Below are 25,736 nucleotides of genomic sequence, written 5' to 3'. Positions count from 1 at the left end.
CATCACAGCCCCCAACCGGCCCTGGGGTTATTGGCTCGGTTCGCATCAACCTGATGATGACAGCATGATGTCGCGAACGTGCCGGCAAGCCAACAAGACTCAATTGGTGATCCTTGTGGCTAAAAGGGAGAGAGCAGGAGTCAAGATCGGCGATTTGGCGGCAAATAGGCCAAATAATGGGTGAGCGCGCGTTTCATTGATCCTGCCCATCGAAAAAATGGCCCGTCTGGAGTAAGGTTACGCAGGATACCATCGCCGCGTCGACAGCCCTGCCGGCCCTTGATGATGATCGGGCGCCGGATCTCTCCGGCCTTTATCTCCCTCTTCTGGTATTACGATATACATGCACAAGCAAGCCTCTTTAAATAGCGTGAAGCTCGCCATAGCCTTACGCCAGTCCTGTATTGATGAACCCTATAGCATGGCCCGCTTCGGCCGTGATCTTATCGCCGGTGTGACGGTGGGCATCATCGCCATCCCGCTCGCCATGGCACTGGCCATCGCCAGCGGTGTGCCGCCGCAACACGGTCTCTATACCGCCATCATTGCTGGAATCGTGATCGCCGTGACCGGTGGCTCCCGCTACTCCATCTCCGGCCCGACCGCTGCCTTTGTAGTGATCCTCTATCCGGTCGCCCAGCAGTTCGGGGTCGGTGGTCTGTTGATGGCGACGCTCATCTCCGGCCTCTTTCTGGTGGCGATGGGGATGGCCCGTCTTGGCCGCCTTATCGAGTACATTCCCCCGTCAGTGACGCTGGGTTTTACCGGTGGGATCGCCATCGTGATTGCCACCTTGCAGATCAAGGACTTCTTTGGCCTAAGCGTGCCCGAGATGCCGGAAACCTATCTGGGCAAGGTCGAAGCGCTGGCCGCCGCCCTGCCAAGCTGGCAGTGGGGCGATACCCTGGTGGGGGTCGCAACACTGGCCGTGCTGCTGCTCTGGCCACGCCTGCGTCTGCCGGTGCCCGGCCACTTGCCCGCGGTGCTGGTCGGGGTAGGTCTGGGTTTTGGCCTCCATTACTTTGGGGTGGATGTGGCCACTATCGGCAGCAAGTTCAGCTATACCCTGGCCGATGGCACCCAGGGGATGGGGATCCCGCCCATCGCGCCGACCCTGGTGATGCCCTGGGCCTTGCCCGGACCTGATGGCTTGCCAGTTGAATGGAACCTGGCGGCTGTTGAGCGGCTGCTGCCTGCCGCCTTCTCCATGGCGATGCTGGGGGCGATCGAATCGCTGCTCTGCGCCGTGGTGCTCGATGGGATGACAGGTCGCAAGCACAGCTCCAACGCCGAGCTGGTGGGGCAGGGGCTTGGCAACATCTTCGCCCCCTTCTTTGGCGGCATTACCGCTACCGCCGCCATCGCTCGCTCTGCCGCCAACGTGCGTGCAGGCGCGACGTCCCCCGTCTCGGGGATCGTCCATGCGCTGGTGGTGCTGGCCGCCATTCTGGTGCTGGCCCCCTGGCTCTCTTGGTTGCCGCTCTCGGCCATGGCTGCCTTGCTGCTCATCGTGGCCTGGAACATGAGTGAAGCGCACAAGGTGGTGGAGCTGATCCGTCGCGCGCCCAAATCCGATGTGCTGGTGCTGCTGGTCTGCCTGTCGCTCACCGTCATTTTCGACATGGTCATCGCCATCACTTTCGGGGTGATCCTGGCGTCCCTGCTCTTTATGCGCGAAATCGCCAAGATGACCAAACTGCACGATTTGGCCGAGCACAAGCGCTATACCCATGAGGTGCCGAACAATGGCCTGCTCTACAAGATCAACGGCCCGCTCTTCTTCGCAGCGGCCGAACGGGTCTTTGCCGAGCTGGAATCACAAGTGAAAGGGCACAAGGTGCTGGTGTTGCAGATGGAGGCGGTTTCCATCCTCGATGCGGGCGGCCTGTCTGCCTTCCTCCACTTTGGCAAGCAGATGGCTAAAGCCGGTGTCGAGTTGCGGGTGGCCGAGTTGCAGTTCCAACCGCTCAAGACCCTGGCCCGTGCCAAGGTGCGGCCGCAGCCCGGCAAGCTGGAATTTTACGGCTCGCTGGAAGAGGCGCTCAAAGGTGAACATTTGCACGAAGCGGCAGTAAATTGATTGAAAGGGATACGAAACGGCATATTTTTAGTCACTTGGTTCGTATATTGAGCAAACGAACGCAAAAAGTAAAAAATTGCATTGACCAAAAGCCATCGTATCCCTTACATTACGCCCCGTCGCCGCGGCATGGTCCGCCAGCGAATGTGCAGCTCAAGCACATAAAACAGTGAGCAAAAATTTGGTGAGGTGTCCGAGTGGCTGAAGGAGCACGCCTGGAAAGTGTGTATACGGCAACGTATCGAGGGTTCGAATCCCTCCCTCACCGCCACATTGCAAAGCCCTGATGGAAACATCAGGGCTTTTCTTTATATGCGATTTTTGATATGTCCTCTGCTCATCATCTCTCATGCAATCTATTACTTGAGTAATCAGATTCTTGTTGCGATGTACCCGTTTGCGATTGGTATTGATGCCAACGTGCGTTGTGATAGTGATAATCTCTTTTTTGTGCAAAATATTGCGCAGCACCTGGTTTCATCCACTTCATTTGCAATCATTAGCCACCAATAATTTTGATTTGCGCAACTTTTTGCGTGAGTGAACCTTGGTGTTTGATTGTTTTGGTTGTAACCTATTGATAATAAATGAATAAAAATAATGGCATGGTCGCTGCTAAAGGTTGGTCGAGTGCTATCTCGTTTAACCAACTTATTTAGGAGCATACATATGCCAACTCCATGTTATATCAGCATCGAAGGTAAAACTCAGGGCAATATCACCGCCGGTGCCTTCACTTCCGATTCCGTCGGCAACATCTTCGTACAAGGCCACGAAGACGAGATGCTGGTACAAGAGTTCCAGCACGTTGTGACCGTCCCGACCGACCCGCAATCCGGTCAACCTGCCGGTCAGCGTGTCCATAAGCCGTTCAAGTTCACCGTTGCGCTGAACAAAGCTGTGCCGCTGATGTACAACGCGCTGGCTTCCGGCGAGATGCTGCCAAAAGTGACCCTGAAGTGGTACCGCACCTCCGTTGAGGGCAAGCAGGAGCACTTCTTCTCTACCGTGCTGACCGATGCCACCATCGTTGACATCGACTGCCAGATGCCGCACTGCCAGGACCCGGCGAAGTCTGACTTCACCCAGCTTATCCAGGTCTCTATGGCTTACCGCAAGATTGATTGGGAACACACCGTTGCCGGTACCTCTGGTGCTGATGATTGGCGTGCACCTATCGAGGCGTAATAACTCGTTTTCCTTTCTTTGTTTTAGTTTTCTGGAAGTGCTGTCCACGTGGTCCGTATCCGTAGCACGTTGATGTATCCCCAGCCTGATTAATCCCGCAGGCTGGGGCTTTTATGTTTTGCCATCCCCCTGTTCTGACGTTCGGTGCTGAGTGATGGCAAAGCACACAAGAGGTTTGAATTATGTGTCCCTCCATTGCACTGCTCGGTGATATCGGCACCGACCACGATGGCTTTCCACCGACCCCGGTGATAGCAGCCAGTCCTGACGTGTTCCTCGATGGTAAGCCTGTTGCCCGCCAGGGTGACCCGTTAGCACCCCACGACAAGCCCAACAACCCGCCGCACCCGCGCAGCATTGCCGGTGGTGTGGGTTCTGTGTTGGTGAACGGCAAGCCCATCGCCGTCACTGGCACTGCGGTGGATTGCGGTGGTGTGGTGATTGGTTCGGGTAGTGGGCAAGCAGGATAAGGAACAAGGTCATGGCACAGAGCACAGGATTACAATTTACCGTCAAGGTTGGCGCACTGGCTGACAGCACCTTTGCGGTCGCAAGCTTCAAGCTGGATGAGGGCTTGAACCGTCCCTTTAACCTCCACCTTGAGGTCGCCAGCCAGCAACCGGACATCGACTTTGGCGCCGTGCTGGACCAGCCATGCGAGCTGATGGTGTGGTACAACGGCGAGTTGCAACGCCGGGTCTGCGGGGTTGTGAGCGAGTTTGCCCAAGGGGACAGCGGCTTTCGCCGTACCCGCTATCAGCTGCAAGTCAAACCTGCTCTGTGGCGATTGGGATTGCGCCAGAGCTCCCGCATCTTCCAGGCACAGAAACCTGACGAAATCCTCTCCATTTTGCTGCAAGAACACGGCATCACCGACTACGCCTTTGCGCTCAAGAACGAGCACGCCCAGCGGGAATACTGCGTGCAGTATCGCGAGACTGACCTCGATTTCGTTAACCGCCTCGCAGCTGAAGAGGGCTTGTTCTACTTCCACGAGTTTGAAGCAGGCAAACATCGCATCGTCTTTGCTGACGATGCCGCAGCCCTGACTGCTGGCCCCGAGCTCTTTTTCAACCTTGGCAACCGTTCGCTGGAACAAGGTCCTTACGTGCGCCAGTTCCACTACCGCGAGGCGGTGCGCCCCTCTGATGTGGAGCTGAAAGATTACAGCTTCAAGACCCCGGCTTATGGCCTCTCCCACAAAAAGCAGGGTAGCGATCTCGAGCATCAGCGCGATACCTATCAGCATTTTGACTACCCGGGCCGCTACAAGCAGGACGGCAGCGGCAAGGCCTTTGCCCAGCACCGGCTCGATGCCCTGCGCAACGACGCGGTGGCGGGTAGCGGCAAATCCAATAGCGCGGCGCTTTTGCCGGGTCAGCACTTTTCACTCACCGAGCATCCTAACGGCAGCCTCAACACCGACTGGCAAATCGTCCATATTTGCCACACCGGTGAGCAACCGCAGGCGCTGGAGGAAGAGGGCGGCAGTGGCCCGACCGTCTACCACAACGAATTTGGCGTAGTGAAGGCGAGCACCACCTGGCGCGCCCGTATCGGCAGCCCCGAGGCACCCCATAAGCCGATGGTGGATGGCCCGCAAATCGCCATGGTGGTGGGCCCTGAAGGGGAAGAGATTTACTGCGACGAACATGGCCGGGTCAAACTGCAATTCCCGTGGGACCGCTACGGCAGCTCCAACGACCAGAGCTCCTGCTGGGTGCGAGTGAGCCAAGGCTGGGCCGGTGGCCAATATGGCATGATGGCTATCCCGCGCATCGGCCACGAGGTGATTGTCGAGTTCTTGGAAGGTGACCCCGACCAGCCTATCGTCACGGGTCGTACCTATCACGCCACCAACCGGCCACCGTATGAGTTGCCTGCCAACAAGACTCGTACCGTGCTGCGCACCGAGACCCACCAGGGCGAGGGTTTCAACGAGCTGCGTTTTGAAGACCAGGCAGGGCAGGAAGAGATTTATATCCACGGTCAGAAAGACCTGAATGTGCTGATAGAAAACGATGCGGCCTGGCATATCAAACACGACGAGCATCGCGACATCGACAACGAGCGGGTCACCCGCATCAAGGCCAACGACCACCTGACGGTGAAGGGTGAGAAGCGTGACCAGATCAAGGCGGACTATTCGCTGACGGTCGATGCTTCCCTGCACCAGAAGCTGGCCCAGTCGCTGCTGGTTGAGGCTGGGCAAGAGATCCACATCAAGGCCGGTAACAAGATTGTGCTGGAAGCAGGCTCCGAGCTGACCCTCAAAGTCGGCGGCAGCTTTGTGAAGGTTGACCCCAGTGGCGTCACCCTGGTCGGTCCCACTATCAAGATGAATTCTGGCGGCAGTCCCGGCTCGGGCTCCGGTTGGGCGGGTCAAATGCCCGGCTTGCCGGGGGCGGTCAAGGTACCACCCGCGCCTCCAGCGACTATCCCTGCGAGCGCGATTCAAAAGAGCATGGAATCCATGGCCCCGTTGGTGAAGCCCTGCCCCTTTGCCCAGGGAGGTAAGGCATGACCTTTCAAGAGTGGCGTAGCCAACACCCCGGCCAACTGTTTGCCATCGTTGATGCCGCGCTCGATACCACCGCCGTGGCGGACTACTGCAACCAAGGTGGTGCCAATGCCATCCCCTTGTTTGCCGGTACGGCCTTCGCGAACCAAGCCGAACAAGGCCCTTGGCTACTGCCCGACCCAGCTCCTGAGTTTATTGCGGCTCACCCGCAACTGGGGGGCGTCTACGTCACAAGCGATGCGGCTATCGATGTCGTCCAGCAGCACTGGCAAAGCCTGATAGAGGTGGCTTGTGAAGGTGAGGTGATGTGGCTGCGTTATGCCGATAACCGGGTCTTTCCCAAGATGCTGGCCACCATGAGCCAGCAGGAACTCGATGATGTCCTGGGGCCCTGCTCAAGCCTGTGGGCCACCGACAGTGTGTGGCAACGCACGCCTGATAACGAATTCACTCCCCGCCAAGCCCCCTGGTTTCGCATTCAGCCTCACAATCTGGCGCCGCTGTATGACGAAAGCCGTCACGCCTACACCCTCTCTCGTCACTTCTGGCAACGGATGGAGGAGATGATGACGCGTCATCCCAATCCGGAAGCCGCCATTACCACTGTCCTCAAGCAGGCCAATCAAGCTGGGCTGACAGGCGACGTCCTTGATGGCGTGGTAGCTGGTGCGCTCACGATACAGGCAAGCATGGCGCTGGATGCCATCAGAGCGCCGTTGATGCTGACCGATGACGAAATGGCTCAGGTGAATAACTGGCTGAACAAACACCCTGACTTGATAGGAGCTGTGTAATGGCTATCAGTGCCCACTGCATACCCTGTGAAAAGTACAACTGCTGGATTGAGATAGACGTTCGCGACGAACAGAACCGCTCGTTCAAGGGGCAAAAGGCCACCTTGACCGATGCCACTGGCACCAGCAAAACCGTGACTCTGAAAGATGGCCCAACCCTGGTTGAAGGCTTTGCGGTGGGGCCGGTGACGGTCAAGTTCGAGACCCAGCCTTGGCTCAAAGCCGCTCAATCTCGTGAAGCCCTGAAAGAGGGCGAAACCAGCCAGGTTCCCGCCTACACCGAGAAATTTTGGGGGCACTGTGACGTGAAGCGCGAGCATGTCAAAGTGACCACCGGCGACCTCTGCCTCAGCGACCCAGAACAGCCGCTACCGGAAGCGCACAAAGCCGGGGCCCAACCACCGCGCTTTATCACCAAGCACTCCTACGTGATTGAAGTGAAGGGCTATCAGCTCACCACCCTGCGTATCGGGGTGTTCTTTGATGGCACCGCCAACAACACCTTCAAACACAGGGAAGGGAAAAGTGCATTGGAGACTGCCTTGGCGCAATGCAGCCCGGAAGAGCAGCAGGTATTGCTGGAGCAGTGTTTTGAAGGGGCGTTGCCTGATGATCTTAATAACAGCGAGAAAAACGATGTCACCAATATTGGCAAGGCCAGTGACCTATATCTACGTAATGACAAAGCTCCTGAGTTAAGTGTCGCGGTGTACATCGAAGGCATCGGCACGACCAAAGGTGAGGATGACGCCACCGCAGGCTTAGGGGCAGATAAGGGCCAGACCTCCAGCGCCTCCCGAGTCGAAGAGGCTTGTCGTACCCAGATTGTTGCAGAAATAAAAGAACAACTGGAGAACATACTGCCCACCATTGAGTGCATTCATAAGGTCGAGTTCGATGTGTTTGGCTTTAGCCGGGGAGCCTCTGCCGCCCGCCAGTTTGTAAACCGTATCGATAAGAAGGGGGATCACCCCCTAGTGGAGGCCATGGCTGCTGACCCAGATATTCCCTTGAAAGCAGGCTTTGATTGGGCCAGTCGGGATAATGTGCGGATCCAGTTTGTCGGGCTGTTTGATACCGTGGTCAGTTCCTATCTGTGGGGCAAACGTAATGTGACGTTGGCCGCTGACTGCGCCGAGCGGGTGGTGCATATTGTGGCAGCTGATGAGTGGCGTTATCACTTTGACTTGACTCGTATCACCGACGATGCCGCTGGCACCGCAATCGCGAAGAATTTTACCGAGGTGATTATTCCCGGCGCTCACTCCGATATCGGTGGGGGCTATTACAGCCGCTGGAGTTTGCGTGATCCCAACAGGGCCTCACCGCTCATCACTGAAAACTGCGTGATCGCAACCTTCAATTCTGATGCGATGCCATACCTCAATCCAACCGATTCCCAGGCATATCGGGATGCCCTTGCCTATGCCAAAATGCGGGTTGGGCAAGGCTGGGCCAAAGGCGTTGTGTCTCTAGCTAGCCATCGAGATACAACTCAGCTTGGCTATTTGAATGTGCGTCCCAGACCACTGGGGCCGATCACAGGTAGTCAGTCTGGGGGGCATAGGAACATCAGCGTTGATGTGGTACTGCACCGGGTGGTGGAGGGGGAATATTCACGCATACCGCTGCACATGATGTTAGAAGCGGCGCGTGATGCTGGAGTGCCTTTGAACAAGTGGGTATCACAAGGTGATAATGCTTACCGTTTGGATAGCGCACTTTCGTATCCCACAGTGAACTTGGCCAAACTCGATGAGCTATGGGTTGATGTGGCCAAACGGCGCGGAGAGGTGATCAACTTGGCTCGCAGCTTACCTGACGATGTGTACCAAAAGTTGCGGCTAAGTTATTTGCACTACAGCGCTGACACTGGACTGGTCAACAAACCCAACAGAGTTGGTGACAAAGAAATCCGTAAGCTGACGGGCAATGATAAGGGAGGTTATTAATGCGCTGGATACTCTTACTGCTGCTGTTGCCATTAGTCGCAGCCTGCCAAGCAGCCCCCTCCGGTCCAAAACAACTGAACTGGCGCCATATGGTGGGCACCAATGCTGATGAATTATGGGTGACTGAGGTGCTCTTTTATCGTCAAGGCAAGTTGGTTGATGCCTCAACCAATGGGGCTCTACGCTCAGTTAGCACTAACTCGTTAAAAGAGAAAGAATACCGCTGGAGCATAGGCAAGGGTCGCAGAGATATTCACCCCGCCCCCGATCGGGTAGAAGTGGAGTGGATTTCATTCCACGATAAAAAGCGCTATCGCATTAGCCTGGCCTTGCCAGCAGAGTTGGAAAGCATGATTGCGCAACCTTATCGAATCAAGGTGAGGGATGAGTGGCGTGAAGTACGCCGAGATAACATTGGCTTAGGTATGGCCACCGGCGGTTATGTGGAAGCATTTTTAACCAACGCTAAAGTGAAGCCTGATATCTTGCTGGCTCGGGGGATTGCTAAGGAAATTCAAACCTCGCAAGACAAGGAAAATCCTGTCACCAAAGTATACAAAGAGTGGTTTGACGATTTTGACAAAGCATACGGTAATGCCTACAAGCAATATCCAGTTCCTAGCGGAATGGCTTGGGCTCCCATCATGGATGCCTACCGCGCAACTCAACCCAAGACAGATACTGACCCAGTAAGGTAATACCATGGAGGTTGAAAGTGCCGGCTAAGGGTACCAAACCAACATCACCAGATGTCCTCCCGCGGCAGCTCACGCCAGAGGAGATTGAAGCTCTGCGCCGCCGACACATTGATAATATGAAGGCGCTTGAAACCATGGATCTCTCCCATCTAGAGCAGGATGTACCAACACAGAGATGAAATATATCGTCGCATTGTTGTGGTTCAGCCTGTCATTAGTTGCCTGCGCGGCGCCACAACCTTTGCCTAAATTTGATTGGGATTATGGTACAGGCAGTAATATAGATCTTACTAAGAACACCAAGACCGAGTTCTATCTTAGAGGGAAACAAGTTTATTCCGACCGTCTGGCCGGTGGCGGAGCTGGAGGTCTACTTACCGATAGAATCAAGACGCAACGTTATTATTGGGCGGGCGGTGGTGGCCTGCCTACCGACGGTATTCCCATCCCCGATAAAGCTGTGATTGAGATGGTTTCCTTCCATGATCGCAAGCGCTACCGCATAAAGGTGGACTTGCCTGCCAATCTGGAGCAACAGATGCGCCAGGTCTACTCTGTTGAGGATCGTTATGACCGCCGTAGCTGGCTCTATTTTGGCCTAGCGCCCGGCGGCTATTTTGAGGTGTTGCTCAAGGGAGATAGGCTAAATGTTAAGCCAGATATTCTGCTTACTCGTGGTATTGCCGAAGTTGTGACCGATGATTGGTATGACCAGAGAGTACCGATTGCGCGCCAATATGGAATGGATGATTTTGATAAGAAATATGGTGAGCTATTCAAGCAATACCCAGTTCCCAATGGCATGGCTTGGGCCCCGATCATGGACGCCTACCGCGCCGCACAGCCCAAAACAGATACTGACCCGGTCCAATGATGACCTCCATGCGCTGGATACTCTTACTGCTGCTGTTACCGTTAGTCACCGCCTGCCAGGCCGCCCCCTCCGCACCCCACGATCTGGATTGGGGGCATATGGTGGGCTCCAATGCCGATCTGATATGGGTAACCGAAACATTGTTTTATCGCGGGGGGGAACTGGTCGATGCCTCATCCAGTGGGGTAGCTGGGTTTGTCGGTCCTAAAGCTCTTAAGGCCAAAGATTATCGCTGGCGCATTAGCAAAGGCCGCCGTGATATTCACCCCGCCCCTGATCGGGTTGAGGTGGAATGGGTGTCGTACCACGACAAGAAACGCTATCGCATCAGCCTTGACTTACCCGCCGCGCAGTTGGAAAGGATGATAGCGCAGCGTTACCGGGTCAAAGTAGGCAAGGAGTGGCGCGAAGAGCGCCGAGATAATATTGGGTTGGGCATGGCAACCGGGGGCTATGTCGAGGCGTTTTTGAGAGACCCTCGTGTCACCCCCGATATCTTGCTAGCCCGAGGGATTGCAAAAGAGGTGACGGATGATCCCTATGATCAACGTTTTCCCCTTTCCAGCCAATATGAGAATCGTTGGGCAGACTTTGATGCAAAGTACAACCAAGCCTATCAACAGTACCCAGTTCCCAGTGGTATGGCTTGGGCCCCGATCATGGACGCCTACCGTGCCGCACAGCCCAAAACAGATACTGACCCGGTCCAATGATGACCTCCATGCGCTGGATACTCTTACTGGTGTTGTTGCCGCTAGTCACTGCTTGTCAGGCCGTGTCTACCCCACCCAAAAATTTGGAGTGGTGGCATATGGTTGGTTCCAACTCAGATGAACTATGGGTGACCGAGGTACTCTTTTATCGCCAGGGTAAATTGGTTGATGCTTCGACGAATGGTTCTGCCGGATTTTTTGGGGCTGAAGGGTTAAAAGAAAAAGACTATCGCTGGAGTATTTCAAAAGGGAGCCACACCACACGACCAATTCCAGATCGGGTGGAACTGGAGTGGATTTCATTTCACGACAAAAAACGCTATCGCATTAACCTGGCATTGCCAGCAGAGCTGGAAAGCATGATTGCACAACCTTATCGCATCAAGGTGAGAGATGAGTGGCGTGAAGAACGTCGAGATAACATTGGCTTAGGTATGGCCACCGGCGGTTATGTGGAAGCATTTTTAACCAACGCCAAAGTGAAGCCTGATATCTTGCTGGCCAGGGGGATTGCTAAGGAAATTCAAACCTCGCAAGACAAGGAAAATCCTGTCACCAAAGTATACAAAGAGTGGTTTGACGATTTTGACAAAGCATACGGTAATGCCTACAAGCAATACCCAGTTCCTAGCGGAATGGCTTGGGCTCCCATCATGGATGCCTATCGTGCCGCGCAACCCAAGACGGATACTGACCCTGTGCAATGATGACTTGTACGCGCTGGATTCTCTTATTGCTGCTGTTGCCGATAGTCGCAGCCTGCCAAGCCACTCACTCCGGGCGCCTACCTAAAATAGTGTCCGGATTTAGTCGACCACTACACAGCACATAAGTCGGCGGATTTCGTTGAACTGCTGGCGGTTGTAGCCGACGAGCTTGCAGACTTTGCTGACATTATTGAGCTCTTTGGCGAGCTCTAGCAGACGGCGTTTCCGACGTACTACATTCTCGTTGGTGGTCATACGTTGGCTCCGGATAATACGATGGGCGTACCATTTTGTTATCCGGTTAGAAGCCGTATGACCACCCCCTTGTTGAACTATAGTCAGATGAATAGTATCTCTACACGTGCAGCGCCAGCCGATATTGTCTCAACGTCATCATTGGACGCCCTGCGATATCATCGACAAACATTATTACCTTGGGAAAAGCCTTAGTTCAAAGTAAGACCTGCATCAACAATGAAATCCTGGCCGGTACAGCCATTGGATTCGTCAGAACCCAGGAAGAGGGCCATGCGAGCACAATGTGAGCCATCGAGACGGAATTTGAGTGCTTGCAGTTCGACAAACTGGTTCACCGCGGCAGGGTCGAGTTGCGCCCACATCGCATCCTGTTTGGGGGTACGGATTGCGCCTGGGACCAGGCTGTTAACCCGAATGCCTCTTGCGCCCAACTCCTGCGCCAGGGTACGGGTAAAACCATGGATAGCGGCTTTTGACAGGGAGTAGCAGACTCTCCCGGGGCGGCCCCGCATCCAGTTGATGGATCCCATATTGATGATGCTGCCGCTCCCTTTTTGCTCCATGCCTGGCAACACGGCTTGGATCGCAAACAACTGGTGACGCAGATTGATATTGATGCGGTTTTCGAAATACTCCTCGGTCAGATCCTCAATTTTATGGTGATCATCGCTGCCCGCGTTGTTGATCAGGATATCGACACTGCCCAGCTGTTGTTCAATGGTCGTAAAACACGCTTTGAGCAGAGTCAGGTCGGTGACATCGCAAAACAGAAACAGGCAGTCGAGCTCATGCGCGAGTGCTTCGCCTGCAGATTTATCAAAATCGAGGAAGGCGACTTTGGCACCTTGGCTGACAAAGGCGCGCACCAACTCTTCGCCAATGCCACTGGCGCCACCTGTGATAACGGCGACCTTGCCGGCAATAGAGTGATATTGTACTTGCTGGGAATAGTTCATAACTGCTCTCCGTGAGTCATAGATTGAATTCATCTGGCAACATTAGAAAAAGTATTTAACACCAATACGGATCCGGTATGCCTCTGCATCATAGGCAATATTTCTATCGTACCACTGTAATTCCAGATAAGGCATCCATTGTGGATTGATTCGATAGCGGGTTTGACTGGTTAGCTCCCAGTGATGATCTTTCCCATTAGCACTGTTGAAATTATTGACGCGAGAAAAATAGTGCGATTCAAAAGTATGGGTCAAAGCTGGTGTTATTTTATTGACAATATACAGTGCGTATTCATTGGTATCGTTATTATCGCCATAACCATCAAGATCCGTAGTTAGATAATTTTGATGATTGTAACGGTATCGTGCAATAACGGAAAAGTTATCGGTAAAGTTGTACTTTCCATCCAGATACGCAGAGCCACCAGAGCCAGAGCTAGAGGAGTTAACCAAACCACCGGCATTGACCGAGAGTTTGGTGGTTAAATTTAATAGCGGATACCACCCTTCAATTTCGTTATAACTGTGCTTTAGCTTGTCTAGTTTATCGGTATTATACGCATTGCTGGCCATAATACCCGCACCAGATTCCCAGTTATAGCCGAGTCGCAACAATAACTCATTTTGGTCGGTAGCAAAGTTAAATGCCTCACGGCTTTCAAAATAACCGCCCGCGAAAGCTGCGTTGCAGCATATAAGAGGGATTAAGCATATTTTGGGGTGGATACGCATAGTGATTGACTCGCCAATGGTAAGTTGATATTAAATCGTACAGCGATTGGCATGAGGTAAATTAATTACCTCATGCGATGGTTTTTATCAGCCAGCTATTGAATGTTTTGCTTTACCAACTTATAAGTGGCACAGAAATCCTCACGGCCCAAACCGTTATTCAGGCCTTGCTGGTAAATGTTATTCACCAATTCGACTCCGGGCAGGGTCAGCGCTTCTTCTCCCATGAGGTTCTTCATAATGCCGATATCTTTGGCCATGTTCTCCAGCGAGAAGACAGTGTTGTAGTTCTCGGCGATCAGGGCACCTATCTTGCTGGTCAGATAGAAGTTGCTGCCGCCACCGTAAGAGACGGCGGTGTTGAAGCTCTCTTTATCGATGCCGAAATGATCGGCGGTGGCCAGCATTTCGTTGACACTGTTCTGAATTTGGGCGACCAAGGTGTTGTGCAGCACCTTCATGATCAAACCACGGCCGTTGCCCCCCAGGTGGATCTGGTTGCTGCCCATCATGGCTAGCAATGGCTTGACCTTTTTGTAGGCGGACAGGTCGCCACCTATGTAGATCCCGAGCTCGGCAGCCACGGCGGCAGGGACGGATTTGACCACGGGCGCATCGAGCATCACGGCACCGGTTTCTGCTACCTGGCGGGATAAGGCGATTGACACTGCCGGGTCAATGGTGGACATGTCGATGGTGATCTTGCCGGGGCCAAGGTGTGGCAGCAGTTCGGTATAGACCGCTTTGACGTGTTCGGAGCGCGGTACCATGGAGATGATCACATCCGCATCGGCTGCCAACCTGGCAATGGAAGGGGAGGCGATGGCGCCTGCATCGACCACCCGGGCGACAGCCTCCTGATTGATATCGAATACCAACACATTGCCATCAAATTTTTTGACGATGTTCTTTGACATCGCTTCGCCCATCAGACCAAGACCGATAAAGCCAATAGTTTTCATCTGTTGTTTTCCTTAAATGTGGGTTTAGCAAGACCGGCGATGTCAACACGCATGCTGAACAGCGCACCTGAGAGCGGACGTGCTGCCAGTTCGGCGGCGTCCATATTTTCGCGAGTGGTGGTGATGAAGAGGGTCTTCATGTCTTCACCACCAAAACAGACCATGGTGGGGCAACGTACCGGCAAGGGATATTCGGCCAGCAATACCCCCTCTGCAGAGAAGCGGGCGATACGATGGCCATCAAACAGGGCGCTCCAGTAGCATCCTTCGACATCGATTGCAGCCCCATCCGGGCGCCCTTCGTCGGCGCGGGCTGCAAACTCGCGCAGCAGTTGCCGTTGACCGAGTGAACCGTCGCGGGCCAACGGAGTGCGATAAAGGCGGCGGTTGGGGGTATCAGTGGTGTACATCCAGCGCATGTCTGGGCTGAATGCCAAGCCATTGGCTCCCAGAATGTCGCACTGGATCACCGACATCTGCAGCTCGGCATCAACCCGGCATAGCAGGGCGCCGTTGTAATCTCGTGGGCTCCAGTAAGTGCCCGCATAGAAACGACCCGCCTGATCGGTACCGCCATCATTAAAACGGGCCAGCGCTGGGTTATTGGGGTTATCGGCGACTTTACGCTCAATTTGCCCGTGTTGATCACACAGATAGATCCCGGTGCGCATCGCTGCGATAAAGCCACCCTGTTCGCGCAGGGCAAAACAGCCCACTTCTTCGGGGAAGGGGATTGTCGTCATGGCGCCGCTTTCGGGGTGATAGCGGTGCAGGCAACGCTCGAGAATATCGGTCCAGTAGAGCGCCTGTTCATCAGTGCTCCAGGTCGGGCACTCGGGCAGATGGCCGCGGTAGTCGGCCAGTAGCAGAGCAGGATTAGGCATAGTGAGAAACCTCAAGCAGCATGGAGATCTGCAACTGCCCATTGGCTGGCACAGTGGCCATGGCCAGCGCAGGGTCACCAAAGCCACCGTTGTTGATGGCATCATTGATATGAGAAACCGGCTCGATGGCGATGAAGTCACGATCGGCGGGCGGCAGAAACAGGATGGCGTGAGGCGCATCGGGTGAGCTCAGGGTCACCATCAGCTTCTCATCTGGCCAGCGCACCCGTGCACAGCCACTCCAGTGATGGAAGCAGTTATCGACACTGGCGGGTTCAGGTTTGCGCCAAGTGCGATAGTTCCATTGGGTCGGTAGTGGCGCGAGACCAGTGGGCAGGGACTTGTGGTCGTTGAGTACCACACCGCCTGCGTCGAACTGGATCTCGGCGTGCGCCGCACGGGGAAAATAGGGGTGAAAGCCCAGCCCAGCCGGGACAGCGTGATCGGCCAGATTGTGGTAAGTGAGTATGATATGAAGCGCATTCTCTTGCAGGGTGAAGCGCTGAGTTGCCCGATAAGGCCAGGGCCATTGCGCCGCGGATGCTCCCTGTGCGTCATGGTGCAGGGTCAGCACGACAGAGTCATCATCTGCATCCCCTTCTTGCCATGGCTGCTGCCAGCCGTTGCCATGAATTGAGTGGGGATGATCGCCAAAGTTACGCAGCAGGGCGTAATCATATCCGGCGAAGTGAAACCGTCCATGAGCAATACGGTTGGAGTAAGGTACCAGGGGAAAACAGCCCCCCTGGTTGACTGTGACGTTCTGACCATCGGGCAGGGAGCGCAAGATCTCCCTGCCATGCCAGGTCAGTTTGCCGATAGCGCCACCAAGCTCGGGGATGAGCTCCAGATCAAGCGGGCCGCTTTGGCGGTGAAGCCTCTTCATCAGTAAACCTCGCCACCGGATATGCTCAGACGTTCCCCCCGGATCGCGGCGAGCTGTTCACGGGCGCGAGCCAGCAGGTAACTCATGTCGGAGCCGAGCGCCACAAAGCTAAAACCCATCTCTTGATATTTGTTCACCAGCTCGGGGTTGCCACCGACGATCCCGCAAGGCAATCCCAAGCGCTGGCACTTCTCCAGCCCTTCACGGATCTTGGCTTGCACCTCGGGGTGAGAGGGATTGCCAATATGGCCCATGGCTGCGCTCATATCGCCGGGGCCGATAAAGAAGCCGGTCACTCCTTCAATGGCCATCTCTTCCATGGCATCAATGGCGTCAGGGGTCTCAATTTGCAGGATAAGGCAGAGCTCTTCCCGGGCTTTACGCACGAATTCGGGTTCGGCACCGTAACCGGACGCACGATGCACCGCGGCAAAGCCGCGTTTGCCTAGGGGAGGGTAGTAGGCCGCCTCTACCGCTTTGCGGGCTTCTGCTGCACTGTTGACAAACGGCACCATCAGCGACGTTGCACCGCCATCAAGCGCCCGTTTGATCAACACAGTGTCGTTCCAGGCCAGGCGGTAGAGTGGGGTGGTGGCCGGGTTGCTGGCACGAATGGCGCGATCGATACGGATCGCATCCAGGCTATCGACCGGCACATGTTCCTGGTCCAGCACCAAGAAATCGAAACCGACAGTCGCCATGGCTTCCGCCACCGTATCGCTGCCAGTCATCATCCAGGTGCCCAGTGGGCGTGGACCTTGAGTAATCGCAAGTTTGAACGGATTCATTGTTTGCTCCTTTAGAAAATCGGGGGCTCGGGCACTTTGCTGCCAGCCTGGAGGAAATCGAAGTCACAGCCCTGATCGGCCTGGGTCACATGTTGTTGATAGAGTGCGGCATAAGAGCGTTCATAAACTTTGTGTACCGGTTTGAGCGTGCGGCGGCGCTCGGCCAGCTCTTCATCACTGACCAGCATGTTGAGGCGGCCATTGGCGATATCGAGCTCGATGAGGTCACCGGTACGTACCAGTGCCAGTGGGCCACCAATGGCCGCTTCAGGGGCAACGTGCAGGATACAGGTGCCATAGTGAGTACCGGACATGCGGGCATCGCTAATCCGCACCATGTCGGTGACGCCTTGTTGCAGCAGCTTTTTCGGGATCGGCAGGTTGCCCCACTCCGGCATGCCCGGCGCGCCGACCGGGCCGGCATTGCGCAGGATAATCACTGATTCCTTGGTTACCTCCAGGGCGGGGTCATCGATGCGATCCGAGAGCTCTTGATGGCTGTCGAAGACGATGGCAGGGCCCTTGTGGTGGCGCAGTTCGGGTTTGGCGGCAGATGATTTCATCACAGCCCCGTTGGGGCACAGATTGCCGCGCAATACTGTCAATGCACATCCACGGGAGAGCGGTACCACAGGGTTATCGAGCGAGCGGATCACGTTGTCGTCATAACATGTCGCGTTGGCAATCCACTGTGCAACGGGACGATTGGTGACCCCGATCGCATCGAGGTGGAGGAATGACTCCACCTTTTTCAGCTGGGCCATCAGACCGCCGGCGAAGAAGAACTCCTCCATCAACTGATCACCAGAGGGAAACAGATTGGCCAGCACAGGGACTTCCCGTGCTACCGACTCCATGTCTTCCAGAGTGAGGTTGATGCCTGCCCGGTTGGCCATCGCAATCATGTGGATCGCGGCATTGGTGGAGCCGCCGAGCGCCATGTAGGCCACTACGCCATTGAGGAAGTTGGCTCGGGTCAGCCAGCGGGAAGGTTTGTGATCATGCCACACCATGTCGACGATGATTTGGCCGCATTGGGCTGCCATCTGGACGTGTCGTGAGTCAGCGGCGGGGATGGAGCTGGCCCCCGGCAACATAAAGCCCATGGCATCGGCGATGGAGGTCATGGTGGATGCCGTGCCCATGGTATTGCAGGTGCCGATGGAGCGAGTCATCGCCCCCTCCAGCTCGATCCAGTCATGCTGGGTAATGGCCCCCAAGCGCAATTGGTCCCAGAACTTCTTGGTATGGGTACCGGCACCGGTGACATGGCCGCGCCATTTGCCGCTCGACATGGGGCCGGCGGGGCAGAAGATCACCGGCAAGTCCATCGAAATGGCACCCATCAGCAGGGCTGGCGTGGATTTGTCGCAACCGCCGAGCAGCACGGCCCCATCGATCGGATGCTGGCGCAGCAGCTCTTCTGCCTCCATCGCCAGAAAGTTGCGATAGAGCATGGTGGTCGGCTTGACCAATACTTCCCCGACCGACAGCGCGGGCAATTCAACGGGGTAGCCCCCCGCGGCCCAGACAGCTCGTTTGACGGCCTCGGCGCGCTCACGCAGGTGGCTATGGCAGGGGCTCATTTCACTCCAGGTATTGATGATCCCGATCACGGGCTTGCCCATGAATTCGTCGCGGTTCAAGCCACTTTGCTGACTGCGTTGACGGTGGGCGAAGGCACGGATGGTGTCGGGGGCATACCAGCGTTGGCTACGCAGCGCCGAGATATCGAGCTTGGCCAGGTTTTCACTGTTGAATGACATAGGAATACCGCTCTCTTTGTCTGATTTGATTAAGGATTAATTCAATAAAAACAGCATGTTAAATTCCCCCATTCTGACCTGCGCGAAGAAGATGGCTGTCAGGCGATGGAGTAGATTGCTCATGTATCCGGTGATGGGGTCTCCGGGGAGAAGCAAGGGCATGGCGTTGTGCCAGCTCCCGGACGATCTGTTGATAGCGGGCATCAGTGAGCGGGTAGAACAGCAACATCAAGGCTGCAGCGCAAATCAGGGCGCAGATCGGGTAGAGAAACATCAGATTAGCGATGCTGCTTTGGGTCTCGGTGCTTTGCGTCGCGTTGGGAACATAGCCTGACCATGCCAGCACCAGCCCGGGAATGAGGCCCGCAAGCGCGGCCGAGCATTTGCGGCAGAAGGTCAGACTGCAGTAGACCAGCCCCTCGGTGCGGATGCCGGTTTTCCATTCCCCATACTCGACGGTGTCAGAGATGAACGCCCAGTTGAGACTGTTGACGAAAGCGGATCCCCACAGGGCCAGGGAGGTAAAGAGGATGTAATCGAGAGCGCTCTCGCTGTAGAGGTAGTTGAGCAGGTCACCGCATATCCACACGCCAATACCGGCCAGATAGACAGGTAGTTTGCCAAAACGGTGCACGGCAAAGGGAACCAGCAATACCCCCAGGTAGATACACCCTATGCTGATGAAGCTCATGTAGGCGATCATCGATACGTCGCCAATCACATATTGGGCGTAAAAAACCTGAACAATCAGCTTGGTGTTGAACGCTGCCAGCGTCAGCAGATTGGCCAGCGCCAGGATGCCCAGCGGACGGTTTGCCAGCACGGCCCGTGCGTTGGTTTGTACTGCCGAAAACCCCGATTCGTTGACAACCGATGGCAGCACATGGCGTTCACGAACTCTGCTGTAGCAAAAGAGTACTGCTGCAGCCCCCATGACCGAATAAATCAGTACCGCAACGCTATAGCCGACCTGTGGCTTGTCAAACAGCAATACCAGCGGCATGAACCCTACCGAGCAGAGCAGTAATCCGGTATTGGCTCCCCCCTGGCGCCAGGCGGCGAGCTCGGCTCGGTCCTGGAGTCGCTTGGTGAGGGCCGGGACCATGGCGCCATAGGAGGCATTGCCAAAACTGTAAAAGGCACCAAACATCATGAACAGCAGGGTAAACAGCACTGTTTTAGCGATGACCGGGAGCTCAACGCTGGTAAACAGGGCGGTGTTGATAAGAGCCAGTGGCACTATGGTCCAGAGCAGGAAGGGGCGAAATTTACCTCTGGGGCCGAGCTCGGAACGATTATCCAGCACGCTGCCGGTCACCAGATCGGTGCAGGCGGTAAAGAACTTCGAAACCAGAAAGATTGCTCCGGCCCATGCTGCCGGAATGGCTGCCACATCGGTCAGGAAGATCAGCAAATAGAGAGTTGTGCAGTTGAGCAGGAAGTTATAGCCGAGATCACCCACTCCGTAGGCCATCTTTTCCTGCCATGCCAGACGGTCACTTGCCACATTGCGATATGTCATGGGATCACATCCTTGAAGAGAGCAACAGCGTGGCCAGCACGCCGCTGCCAGTTGCATGAGAGTCAGCTTTGGGTGGTCGCCACACGGCGGGCACCAAGGCTGGCGATGATCTCTTGATAGCGCTGCTCGTTGAGGGTGTAGAAGAGGGCCATCACCAGTGCCGTTACGATGGCCAGGCTTGCCGGGTAGATGAAAATCAGTCCGGTGATCCCGGCTTTGGCGGCATCGGTTTGCTCCACATTGGGCATATAGCCAACCAGTGCCAGAGCGAACCCGGGGACGAACCCTGCGATAGCTTGCGAACACTTTCTAAAGAAGGTCATGCCGCAGTAGACCAAGCCTTCGGTACGGGTACCGGTTTTCCACTCACCGTACTCAACGGTATCTGAGACAAATGCCCAGTTAAGGCTGTTGACGAAAGAGGTGCCAAAGAACGCCAGCGAGGTGAACAGCACGTAACTCATGACGGTGCCACCGAACAGGTAGTTGGCAATGTCGCCGGAGATCCACAGGCACAATCCGGCCAGATAGACAGGTTTTTTGCCGAAGCGGCGTACCAGCGCAGGCACAGACAACACCCCGAGGTAGATGCACCCCATGCTGACAAAGCTCATGTAAGAGACCATGGAGACATCACCCAGAATGTACTGGGCGTAGAAGACCTGCACGGTGAGTTTGACGTTGAATGCGGAGAGGGTCAGCAGGTTGGCTACTGCCAGCACCAGCAACTGGTTGTTCTTGAGTACCGCCTTGAGCCCCTCCTTGATAGTGGGCTTCTCGACGATCTGGTCAGGGTCATTACCTATGATGGTGTGGTGTTCTTTGACGTTGAGGTAGCAAAAGAGTACCGCCGCCAAGCCGACCGAGGTGTAGGCCAGGGCTGCCACCATGTAGCCGGTCTCCTGGGATTCAAACAACATGGCGATGGGCATGAAACCGACGGTGGCCAGCAACAAGCCAGTGTTGGCTCCGCCCTGACGCCATGCTGCCAGCTCTGCGCGATCCTGAACATTTTTGGTCATAGAGGGCACCATGGCGCCATAGCTGGCATTGCCCAAGCTAAAGAACAGGCCAAAGGCCATAAAGCAGACGATGAACAGGGTGGTCTTGGTCTCGCTGTCGAGCTCAAAATTGCAAAACAGCAACATGTTGCAGACAAACAGCGGCACTATGGTCCAGAGCAGCATCGGACGAAACTTGCCGCGAGGTCCGAAGCTCTTGCGGGTGTCGAGGAAAATGCCGGTGCCCAGGTCGGTGAAGCCGGTGAACACTTTCGCCACCAAAAAGATGACGCCTGCCCACGCCGCATTGATACCTGCTACATCGGTCAGAAATTTAAGCAGGTAGAGGGTGGTGATATTCAATACAAAGTTGTAACCAAAATCGCCGACGCCATAGGCAAGTTTTTCCCTAAAAGGCAGTCTGCTTTCGATATGCGCCTGAACAACCATTTTATTCTCCATAGTGTGGAATCCATCCGGCAGCCCAATAATCGTAGCGATGCGATTGTTGGCGCAAGGGTGATTGTTGAAAAGTGGGATCCAGATCGAGAGATTGCGCTGGTGGTTAAGGATTCTCTTACAAATGGTGTTTGCAAACGGGCCAAACGTTTTCATGTGGCGGGTGTTGATTGGTGATCGAGATCGCTGTTTGGGTTTTACGCGATTGAAATGAAATCGTAGCGCTATTATTGTGTTTGCGAGCAAGCGGGGATGGCCCGACTAAACAGGAGCTTATGCAATGCAACTCGAATTTTCGTCACAGGCGTTAACGATTCAGCACCAGCAGCAGTTGTTATTTTCTCATCAAGCGGATGCCCCGGCGTTTTATATAGGCAAGGGCCGGGAAAAAATGGAAATTTATCGCGGCAACTTTGACATCGAAGACTACATCGAGTCTCGCGTTGCATTGGCTCATATCGAACAGGTTGACAACAACCTGTTTGTTTTTGCCCCGAATGCCTTTACTCCTGCTTTGCTACAGGTGGCAGTGGTGTGTGATGGCGATGATGTGATGCTTTATCCGACCATACTGGACGAGGCATATAACCGCTTTTGGGTCAGATTGCCGGCCGAACGTAAAGAGCATGTCTGGGGTTGTGGCGAGCAGATGTCCTATTTCGATTTGCGTGGTCGTCACTTTCCGTTGTGGACGTCAGAGCCCGGTGTTGGTCGCCATCCCCACAGCGAGATCAAATGGAAAGCCGATGTGATGGGCAAAGCCGGTGGGGATTACTACCACACCAACTATCCGCAACCCACGTTTGTCTCCTCTCGCAAATACAGCTGCCATATCGACACCACCGCTTATGCCGATTTCGATTTTCGTCACGAAGGGTTTCATGAGCTGCAAGTGTGGGCGATCCCGCAGGCCATCGAGTTGCGCACCGCAGAGAGCTATCTGGGCATTATCGAAAAACTGTCCGCCCGGTTTGGCCGCCAGCCCCGGTTGCCTGAGTGGGTTTACAAGGGGGCGATCCTTGGTCTGAAGGGGGGAGAGGTCAATACCTTCAGTCGTCTGGAAAACGCCCTTGACCATGGTATCAAGGTTTCGGGTCTGTGGAGTGAAGACTGGTGCGGCTTGCGGGTCACCTCGTTTGGCAAGCGCCTGTTCTGGGACTGGGATTGGCAGCACCATCAGGATCGCTACCCCAATCTGCCCGCCAGGATCAAGGCGCTCAATGACCAGGGCATCGAGTTCATGGCCTACGTCAACCCCTACCTGTGTGAAGATGGCAAGCTGTTTCCGATCGCCAAAGAGCTCGGCTATATGGCGCTGGACAAGGATGGTCAGGTTGCGCTGGTCGACTTTGGCGAATTCTATTGCGGCTGTATCGACTTTACCAATCCAGATGCCATGGCCTGGTTCCGTGATACCGTGCTGCGTAAAAACATGCTGGATATGGGGATCAAGGGGTGGATGGCTGACTTTGGCGAGTACCTGCCGACCGATAATATCTACCTGCACAACGGTGTCGATGCCAAGCTGATGCACAATGCCTGGCCGACTCTGTGGGCCCAGTGCAACGCTGAAGCGATCGCGATGAACGGCCAAACCGGTGATGCCCTGTTCTTTATGCGAGCCGGTTACACCGGGGTGCAGCAATACTGCCCGCTACTGTGGGCAGGCGATCAATGTGTCGATTTCAGCCGTCACGATGGTCTGGTCACGGTGATCTCGGGGGCGCTCTCCTCCGGTATGTTGGGGAACGCGTATCACCACTCGGATATCGGTGGCTACACCTCACTGTTTGGCAACCGTCGAACCAAGGAGCTGTTTGACCGCTGGGTTGAAATGGCTGCCTTTACCCCAGTCATGCGTACCCACGAAGGTAACCGCCCTGATGAGAATTTCCAGTTTGACCAGGATGGCAGCACGTTGGCGCATTTTGCCCGGATGACCCGAGTTTATTGCCACCTGACTCCTTACTTGCGTAGCCTGGTGGATGAAGCGGCCGAGAAAGGGTATCCGGTTCAACGTGCCATGATGCTGCATTTTGAACATGATCCCGAGACCTACGTCATACAGGATCAATACCTCTATGGGTCAGAGTTGCTGGTGGCACCGGTTCACCAAGGGGATGTGCGTGAGTGGACAACTTACCTGCCTGCAGGTGAGCAGTGGACGCATGTCTGGAGCGGCCAGCGCTTTACAGGGGGCCAGCGGGTCACTCTGCCTGCACCGATTGGCCAGCCCCCGGTGTTCTATCGTGCCAAAAGTCCTTGGACTTCGCTGTTTGCCGAGCTAAAGGATCTGGCGTAAATCGCACCGGCGTTCGCTATAGAGGATGCGACCCGGATAACCCATGGCCGTGACAATGTTCACGGCCATTATGTTTCAACAGAGGAGCAGAGCAGCATGATTGACACTCTTGACGTTGTGCAAAACCCCAGCCAGGACGACATAGATTTTTTACGAGACAACCTGATCAAAACCAATCGTGAGTTTGTCGGTGAACAGATACGTCGCCCACTTGCCATATTCTATCAGGATGATCAGATGCGTCGTGCCGGAGGATGCAGCGGCCATACCTACGGTAACTGGCTCTATATCGAGTATCTGTGGGTGGCCAGTAGCCTGCGGGGGCGCGGTGTAGGAGGCTGGTTATTGGCGGCGATGGAGCAGGCTGCCCGCGAGCGCGGCTGCTGTTTTTCACAGCTCGATACTTTTAGCTTTCAAGCAAAGCCTTTTTACCAAGCGCGGGGGTATTCAGTCGTCATGACGTTGGAAAAGTGCCCGGTGTTTCATCAACGATATTACTTAACCAAAACCTTGTAGCGCAGGCAGTGACTGGTGTCCTGCTTAAAAATATCTGACGCAACGGATAGTGTTCTGGTAGATACATGGGGGGCATTTATCTTCATGGGCTATTTATCAAGGCCATGGTTTTGTGATGGTTCATGGTGTGACTGTATTGGCTTGGTCACAAAACAAACCGGGTACTCTGTCTGGGGATCAAGTCAAATCCGGCATCAATGATCTCGCCTTTATAATCGGGCTCGCGAGCCATCCGCAACATCATGGATGCAGCCTGGCTGGCAACAGAGTGGATATTGATATTGATACTGGACAAGGTCACGGGTGCCAGATAACCGCTGCCTGGAAAGTCGCCAAACCCGATGATAGAGAGTTGCTCTGGTACCGGGATATTGCGTGCAATCGCCTCCATCAGCAATGCCGTACCAATGGTATCGTTTGATGCAAAAATGCCGTCGAGTTTGCGCTCTTTGAGCAGTGTCTTGATGAGTAGCTCGCGCGCGGCGGGATAAATATTGTCGCTGTAAGGGATTTCGACCAACAAGGGATCCATACCCGCCGTCTCAAGTGCCTGGCAAAAGCCGCTGTAGCGGCTCTGCGCACGCACGTCATCGTTAAAACGGGTCGTGAAATAGGCAATTTTATGGCAGCCGGAGCGTATCAGGTAAGATGCGGCATCGTAACCCACCTGAAAATGATCGATACCGACCTGCGCGACAAACGGACTGGCTTCACCGATTTGCCATGCTTGAACCACAGGCACCGCACTGTGCTCCAGCATACGAATCGTAGTATCACTGTGCTTAGCGCCAGTGAGGGTTATGGCAGCAGGAGACCATTGTAAAATGGAGCGGATCTGCTGCTCCTCTTTTTCCATGGAGTGATCATGAGATGCGATATAGAGCTGAAAACCTGCATCACTCACGATATGTTCAATCTGTTGGACAAAGGTACTAAAGGTAATATTGGAAATGGAAGGAACGATAATTGCCATTGCCGAGCTTCGCCCGGCAGTAAACTGACTGGCAATTTTGTTGTGCACATAACCCAATTCATCAATGGCACGCTGAATTTTATGGCCGGTATTGGCTTTTACCTTGTCTGGATGACGTACATAAAGTGAGACTGTCGAGGGGGACACTTTGGCCAGGGCCGCGACATCATCAAGCTTGACGGTTTGTTTGCTTCTCGAGGACAC

General features: G+C 54.8%; 23 protein-coding genes, 1 tRNA gene and 1 pseudogene. 14 read left to right on the top strand and 11 right to left on the bottom strand.

From position 1 onward, the window contains the following. Nucleotides 1-343: 343 nt before the first annotated feature. From dauA to I6L35_RS18050, 11 genes are all read left to right on the top strand, one after another. Complete coding sequence (dauA, locus tag I6L35_RS18100) at nt 344-2,080, top strand: C4-dicarboxylic acid transporter DauA (RefSeq protein ID WP_216978956.1); 1,737 nt, start codon at nt 344-346, stop codon at nt 2,078-2,080. 183 nt (nt 2,081-2,263) lie between these two features. After that, nucleotides 2,264-2,351 (top strand) — tRNA-Ser (locus I6L35_RS18095). Nucleotides 2,352-2,749: 398 nt separating this feature from the next. Then, a complete protein-coding gene (hcp1, locus tag I6L35_RS18090; RefSeq protein ID WP_010634242.1) occupies nt 2,750-3,268 on the top strand; it encodes a type VI secretion system effector Hcp1 in 519 nt (172 codons plus the stop codon). Between the two features lie 182 nt (nt 3,269-3,450). Next, a complete protein-coding gene (locus I6L35_RS18085) occupies nt 3,451-3,738 on the top strand; it encodes a type VI secretion system PAAR protein (RefSeq protein WP_021141173.1) in 288 nt (95 codons plus the stop codon). Between the two features lie 11 nt (nt 3,739-3,749). Further along, nucleotides 3,750-5,792 carry a type VI secretion system tip protein VgrG gene (locus I6L35_RS18080; RefSeq protein WP_216978955.1) on the top strand — a complete coding sequence of 681 codons (2,043 nt, stop codon included), beginning with the start codon at nt 3,750-3,752 and terminating at the stop codon, nt 5,790-5,792. Next, nucleotides 5,789-6,583 carry a DUF4123 domain-containing protein gene (locus tag I6L35_RS18075; RefSeq protein WP_216978954.1) on the top strand — a complete coding sequence of 265 codons (795 nt, stop codon included), beginning with the start codon at nt 5,789-5,791 and terminating at the stop codon, nt 6,581-6,583. Before I6L35_RS18080 ends, I6L35_RS18075 begins: the two co-directional genes overlap by 4 nt. Further along, a complete protein-coding gene (locus I6L35_RS18070; protein ID WP_216978953.1) occupies nt 6,583-8,535 on the top strand; it encodes a DUF2235 domain-containing protein in 1,953 nt (650 codons plus the stop codon). Before I6L35_RS18075 ends, I6L35_RS18070 begins: the two co-directional genes overlap by 1 nt. Continuing rightward, entirely contained in the window at nt 8,535-9,233 is a 699-nt protein-coding gene (locus I6L35_RS18065) for a DUF2931 family protein (protein ID WP_216978952.1), read from the top strand. Before I6L35_RS18070 ends, I6L35_RS18065 begins: the two co-directional genes overlap by 1 nt. A 175-nt stretch (nt 9,234-9,408) precedes the next feature. Further along, a complete protein-coding gene (locus I6L35_RS18060) occupies nt 9,409-10,107 on the top strand; it encodes a DUF2931 family protein (RefSeq protein ID WP_216978951.1) in 699 nt (232 codons plus the stop codon). Between the two features lie 8 nt (nt 10,108-10,115). Then, on the top strand, nt 10,116-10,820 hold the full coding sequence (locus I6L35_RS18055) for a DUF2931 family protein (RefSeq protein WP_216978950.1): 705 nt from the start codon (nt 10,116-10,118) through the stop codon (nt 10,818-10,820). 8 nt (nt 10,821-10,828) lie between these two features. Then, nucleotides 10,829-11,527 carry a DUF2931 family protein gene (locus I6L35_RS18050; RefSeq protein WP_216978949.1) on the top strand — a complete coding sequence of 233 codons (699 nt, stop codon included), beginning with the start codon at nt 10,829-10,831 and terminating at the stop codon, nt 11,525-11,527. Nucleotides 11,528-11,653: 126 nt separating this feature from the next. On the opposite strand, the pseudogene I6L35_RS18045 reads toward I6L35_RS18050, so the two are convergent. From I6L35_RS18045 to I6L35_RS18000, 10 genes and pseudogenes are all read right to left on the bottom strand, one after another. Beyond that, nucleotides 11,654-11,782: pseudogene (locus tag I6L35_RS18045) on the bottom strand (IS481 family transposase); the annotation flags it as partial. A 191-nt stretch (nt 11,783-11,973) separates the two neighbouring features. Then, the gene (locus tag I6L35_RS18040; protein WP_216953421.1) at nt 11,974-12,741 is read right to left on the bottom strand and encodes an SDR family NAD(P)-dependent oxidoreductase; all 768 of its coding nucleotides are present in this window, start codon (nt 12,739-12,741) and stop codon (nt 11,974-11,976) included. A gap of 42 nt (nt 12,742-12,783) precedes the next feature. Continuing rightward, nucleotides 12,784-13,473: a porin OmpL gene (gene ompL, locus I6L35_RS18035; protein WP_216978948.1), complete on the bottom strand. Its 690-nt coding sequence runs from the start codon at nt 13,471-13,473 to the stop codon at nt 12,784-12,786. Between the two features lie 95 nt (nt 13,474-13,568). Next, nucleotides 13,569-14,435: an NAD(P)-dependent oxidoreductase gene (locus I6L35_RS18030; RefSeq protein WP_069556391.1), complete on the bottom strand. Its 867-nt coding sequence runs from the start codon at nt 14,433-14,435 to the stop codon at nt 13,569-13,571. Continuing rightward, nucleotides 14,432-15,319 (bottom strand): SMP-30/gluconolactonase/LRE family protein, encoded by an 888-nt coding sequence (locus tag I6L35_RS18025; protein WP_216978947.1) that lies wholly within the window; start codon nt 15,317-15,319, stop codon nt 14,432-14,434. The genes I6L35_RS18030 and I6L35_RS18025 overlap by 4 nt, the downstream gene beginning before the upstream one ends. Then, entirely contained in the window at nt 15,312-16,205 is an 894-nt protein-coding gene (locus I6L35_RS18020; RefSeq protein ID WP_216978946.1) for an aldose 1-epimerase, read from the bottom strand. Before I6L35_RS18020 ends, I6L35_RS18025 begins: the two co-directional genes overlap by 8 nt. Next, complete coding sequence (locus I6L35_RS18015; RefSeq protein ID WP_216978945.1) at nt 16,205-16,993, bottom strand: HpcH/HpaI aldolase/citrate lyase family protein; 789 nt, start codon at nt 16,991-16,993, stop codon at nt 16,205-16,207. The genes I6L35_RS18020 and I6L35_RS18015 overlap by 1 nt, the downstream gene beginning before the upstream one ends. Before the next feature lie 11 nt (nt 16,994-17,004). Beyond that, nucleotides 17,005-18,759 carry an L-arabinonate dehydratase gene (gene araD, locus I6L35_RS18010; RefSeq protein ID WP_216978944.1) on the bottom strand — a complete coding sequence of 585 codons (1,755 nt, stop codon included), beginning with the start codon at nt 18,757-18,759 and terminating at the stop codon, nt 17,005-17,007. A 58-nt stretch (nt 18,760-18,817) separates the two neighbouring features. Continuing rightward, nucleotides 18,818-20,281 carry a glycoside-pentoside-hexuronide (GPH):cation symporter gene (locus I6L35_RS18005; protein ID WP_216978943.1) on the bottom strand — a complete coding sequence of 488 codons (1,464 nt, stop codon included), beginning with the start codon at nt 20,279-20,281 and terminating at the stop codon, nt 18,818-18,820. A gap of 62 nt (nt 20,282-20,343) precedes the next feature. Beyond that, entirely contained in the window at nt 20,344-21,732 is a 1,389-nt protein-coding gene (locus I6L35_RS18000) for a glycoside-pentoside-hexuronide (GPH):cation symporter (RefSeq protein ID WP_041234289.1), read from the bottom strand. Between I6L35_RS18000 and I6L35_RS21165 the strand changes: the two genes are divergently transcribed. The 3 genes from I6L35_RS21165 (at nt 21,715) to I6L35_RS17990 (ending at nt 24,559) form a co-directional block, all read left to right on the top strand. Then, entirely contained in the window at nt 21,715-21,918 is a 204-nt protein-coding gene (locus I6L35_RS21165; protein ID WP_254204486.1) for a hypothetical protein, read from the top strand. The two genes, I6L35_RS18000 and I6L35_RS21165, sit on opposite strands and share 18 nt — an antisense overlap. 103 nt (nt 21,919-22,021) lie before the next feature. Next, on the top strand, nt 22,022-24,043 hold the full coding sequence (locus I6L35_RS17995; protein ID WP_216978941.1) for an alpha-glucosidase: 2,022 nt from the start codon (nt 22,022-22,024) through the stop codon (nt 24,041-24,043). A gap of 96 nt (nt 24,044-24,139) precedes the next feature. Next, on the top strand, nt 24,140-24,559 hold the full coding sequence (locus I6L35_RS17990; protein WP_216978940.1) for a GNAT family N-acetyltransferase: 420 nt from the start codon (nt 24,140-24,142) through the stop codon (nt 24,557-24,559). Nucleotides 24,560-24,704: 145 nt separating this feature from the next. Here I6L35_RS17990 and I6L35_RS17985 read toward each other — a convergent pair whose 3' ends face one another. Then, the gene (locus I6L35_RS17985) at nt 24,705-25,736 is read right to left on the bottom strand and encodes a LacI family DNA-binding transcriptional regulator (RefSeq protein WP_005346285.1); all 1,032 of its coding nucleotides are present in this window, start codon (nt 25,734-25,736) and stop codon (nt 24,705-24,707) included.

Origin of the sequence: Aeromonas sp. FDAARGOS 1405, assembly GCF_019048265.1 — a bacterium.
GTDB lineage: Bacteria > Pseudomonadota > Gammaproteobacteria > Enterobacterales > Aeromonadaceae > Aeromonas > Aeromonas veronii_A.
Note: the sequence above shows the minus strand (reverse complement) of the source record. Positions and strands in the feature narration are given on the sequence as shown.

Excerpts from the sequence above, each read along its gene's own strand:
- I6L35_RS18000 (WP_041234289.1), bottom strand. The coding sequence starts at position 21,732 with ATGGTTGTTCAGGCGCATATCGAAAGCAGACTGCCTTTTAGGGAAAAA.
- I6L35_RS18085 (WP_021141173.1), top strand. The coding sequence starts at position 3,451 with ATGTGTCCCTCCATTGCACTGCTCGGTGATATCGGCACCGACCACGAT.
- I6L35_RS18080 (WP_216978955.1), top strand. The coding sequence starts at position 3,750 with ATGGCACAGAGCACAGGATTACAATTTACCGTCAAGGTTGGCGCACTG.
- I6L35_RS18015 (WP_216978945.1), bottom strand. The coding sequence starts at position 16,993 with ATGAATCCGTTCAAACTTGCGATTACTCAAGGTCCACGCCCACTGGGC.
- I6L35_RS17995 (WP_216978941.1), top strand. The coding sequence starts at position 22,022 with ATGCAACTCGAATTTTCGTCACAGGCGTTAACGATTCAGCACCAGCAG.
- hcp1 (WP_010634242.1), top strand. The coding sequence starts at position 2,750 with ATGCCAACTCCATGTTATATCAGCATCGAAGGTAAAACTCAGGGCAAT.
- I6L35_RS18075 (WP_216978954.1), top strand. The coding sequence starts at position 5,789 with ATGACCTTTCAAGAGTGGCGTAGCCAACACCCCGGCCAACTGTTTGCC.
- dauA (WP_216978956.1), top strand. The coding sequence starts at position 344 with ATGCACAAGCAAGCCTCTTTAAATAGCGTGAAGCTCGCCATAGCCTTA.
- I6L35_RS21165 (WP_254204486.1), top strand. The coding sequence starts at position 21,715 with ATGCGCCTGAACAACCATTTTATTCTCCATAGTGTGGAATCCATCCGG.
- I6L35_RS18070 (WP_216978953.1), top strand. The coding sequence starts at position 6,583 with ATGGCTATCAGTGCCCACTGCATACCCTGTGAAAAGTACAACTGCTGG.
- I6L35_RS18065 (WP_216978952.1), top strand. The coding sequence starts at position 8,535 with ATGCGCTGGATACTCTTACTGCTGCTGTTGCCATTAGTCGCAGCCTGC.
- I6L35_RS18020 (WP_216978946.1), bottom strand. The coding sequence starts at position 16,205 with ATGAAGAGGCTTCACCGCCAAAGCGGCCCGCTTGATCTGGAGCTCATC.
- I6L35_RS18025 (WP_216978947.1), bottom strand. The coding sequence starts at position 15,319 with ATGCCTAATCCTGCTCTGCTACTGGCCGACTACCGCGGCCATCTGCCC.
- I6L35_RS18030 (WP_069556391.1), bottom strand. The coding sequence starts at position 14,435 with ATGAAAACTATTGGCTTTATCGGTCTTGGTCTGATGGGCGAAGCGATG.
- araD (WP_216978944.1), bottom strand. The coding sequence starts at position 18,759 with ATGTCATTCAACAGTGAAAACCTGGCCAAGCTCGATATCTCGGCGCTG.
- I6L35_RS18060 (WP_216978951.1), top strand. The coding sequence starts at position 9,409 with ATGAAATATATCGTCGCATTGTTGTGGTTCAGCCTGTCATTAGTTGCC.
- I6L35_RS18005 (WP_216978943.1), bottom strand. The coding sequence starts at position 20,281 with ATGACATATCGCAATGTGGCAAGTGACCGTCTGGCATGGCAGGAAAAG.
- I6L35_RS18055 (WP_216978950.1), top strand. The coding sequence starts at position 10,116 with ATGCGCTGGATACTCTTACTGCTGCTGTTACCGTTAGTCACCGCCTGC.
- I6L35_RS18040 (WP_216953421.1), bottom strand. The coding sequence starts at position 12,741 with ATGAACTATTCCCAGCAAGTACAATATCACTCTATTGCCGGCAAGGTC.
- I6L35_RS18050 (WP_216978949.1), top strand. The coding sequence starts at position 10,829 with ATGCGCTGGATACTCTTACTGGTGTTGTTGCCGCTAGTCACTGCTTGT.
- I6L35_RS17990 (WP_216978940.1), top strand. The coding sequence starts at position 24,140 with ATGATTGACACTCTTGACGTTGTGCAAAACCCCAGCCAGGACGACATA.
- ompL (WP_216978948.1), bottom strand. The coding sequence starts at position 13,473 with ATGCGTATCCACCCCAAAATATGCTTAATCCCTCTTATATGCTGCAAC.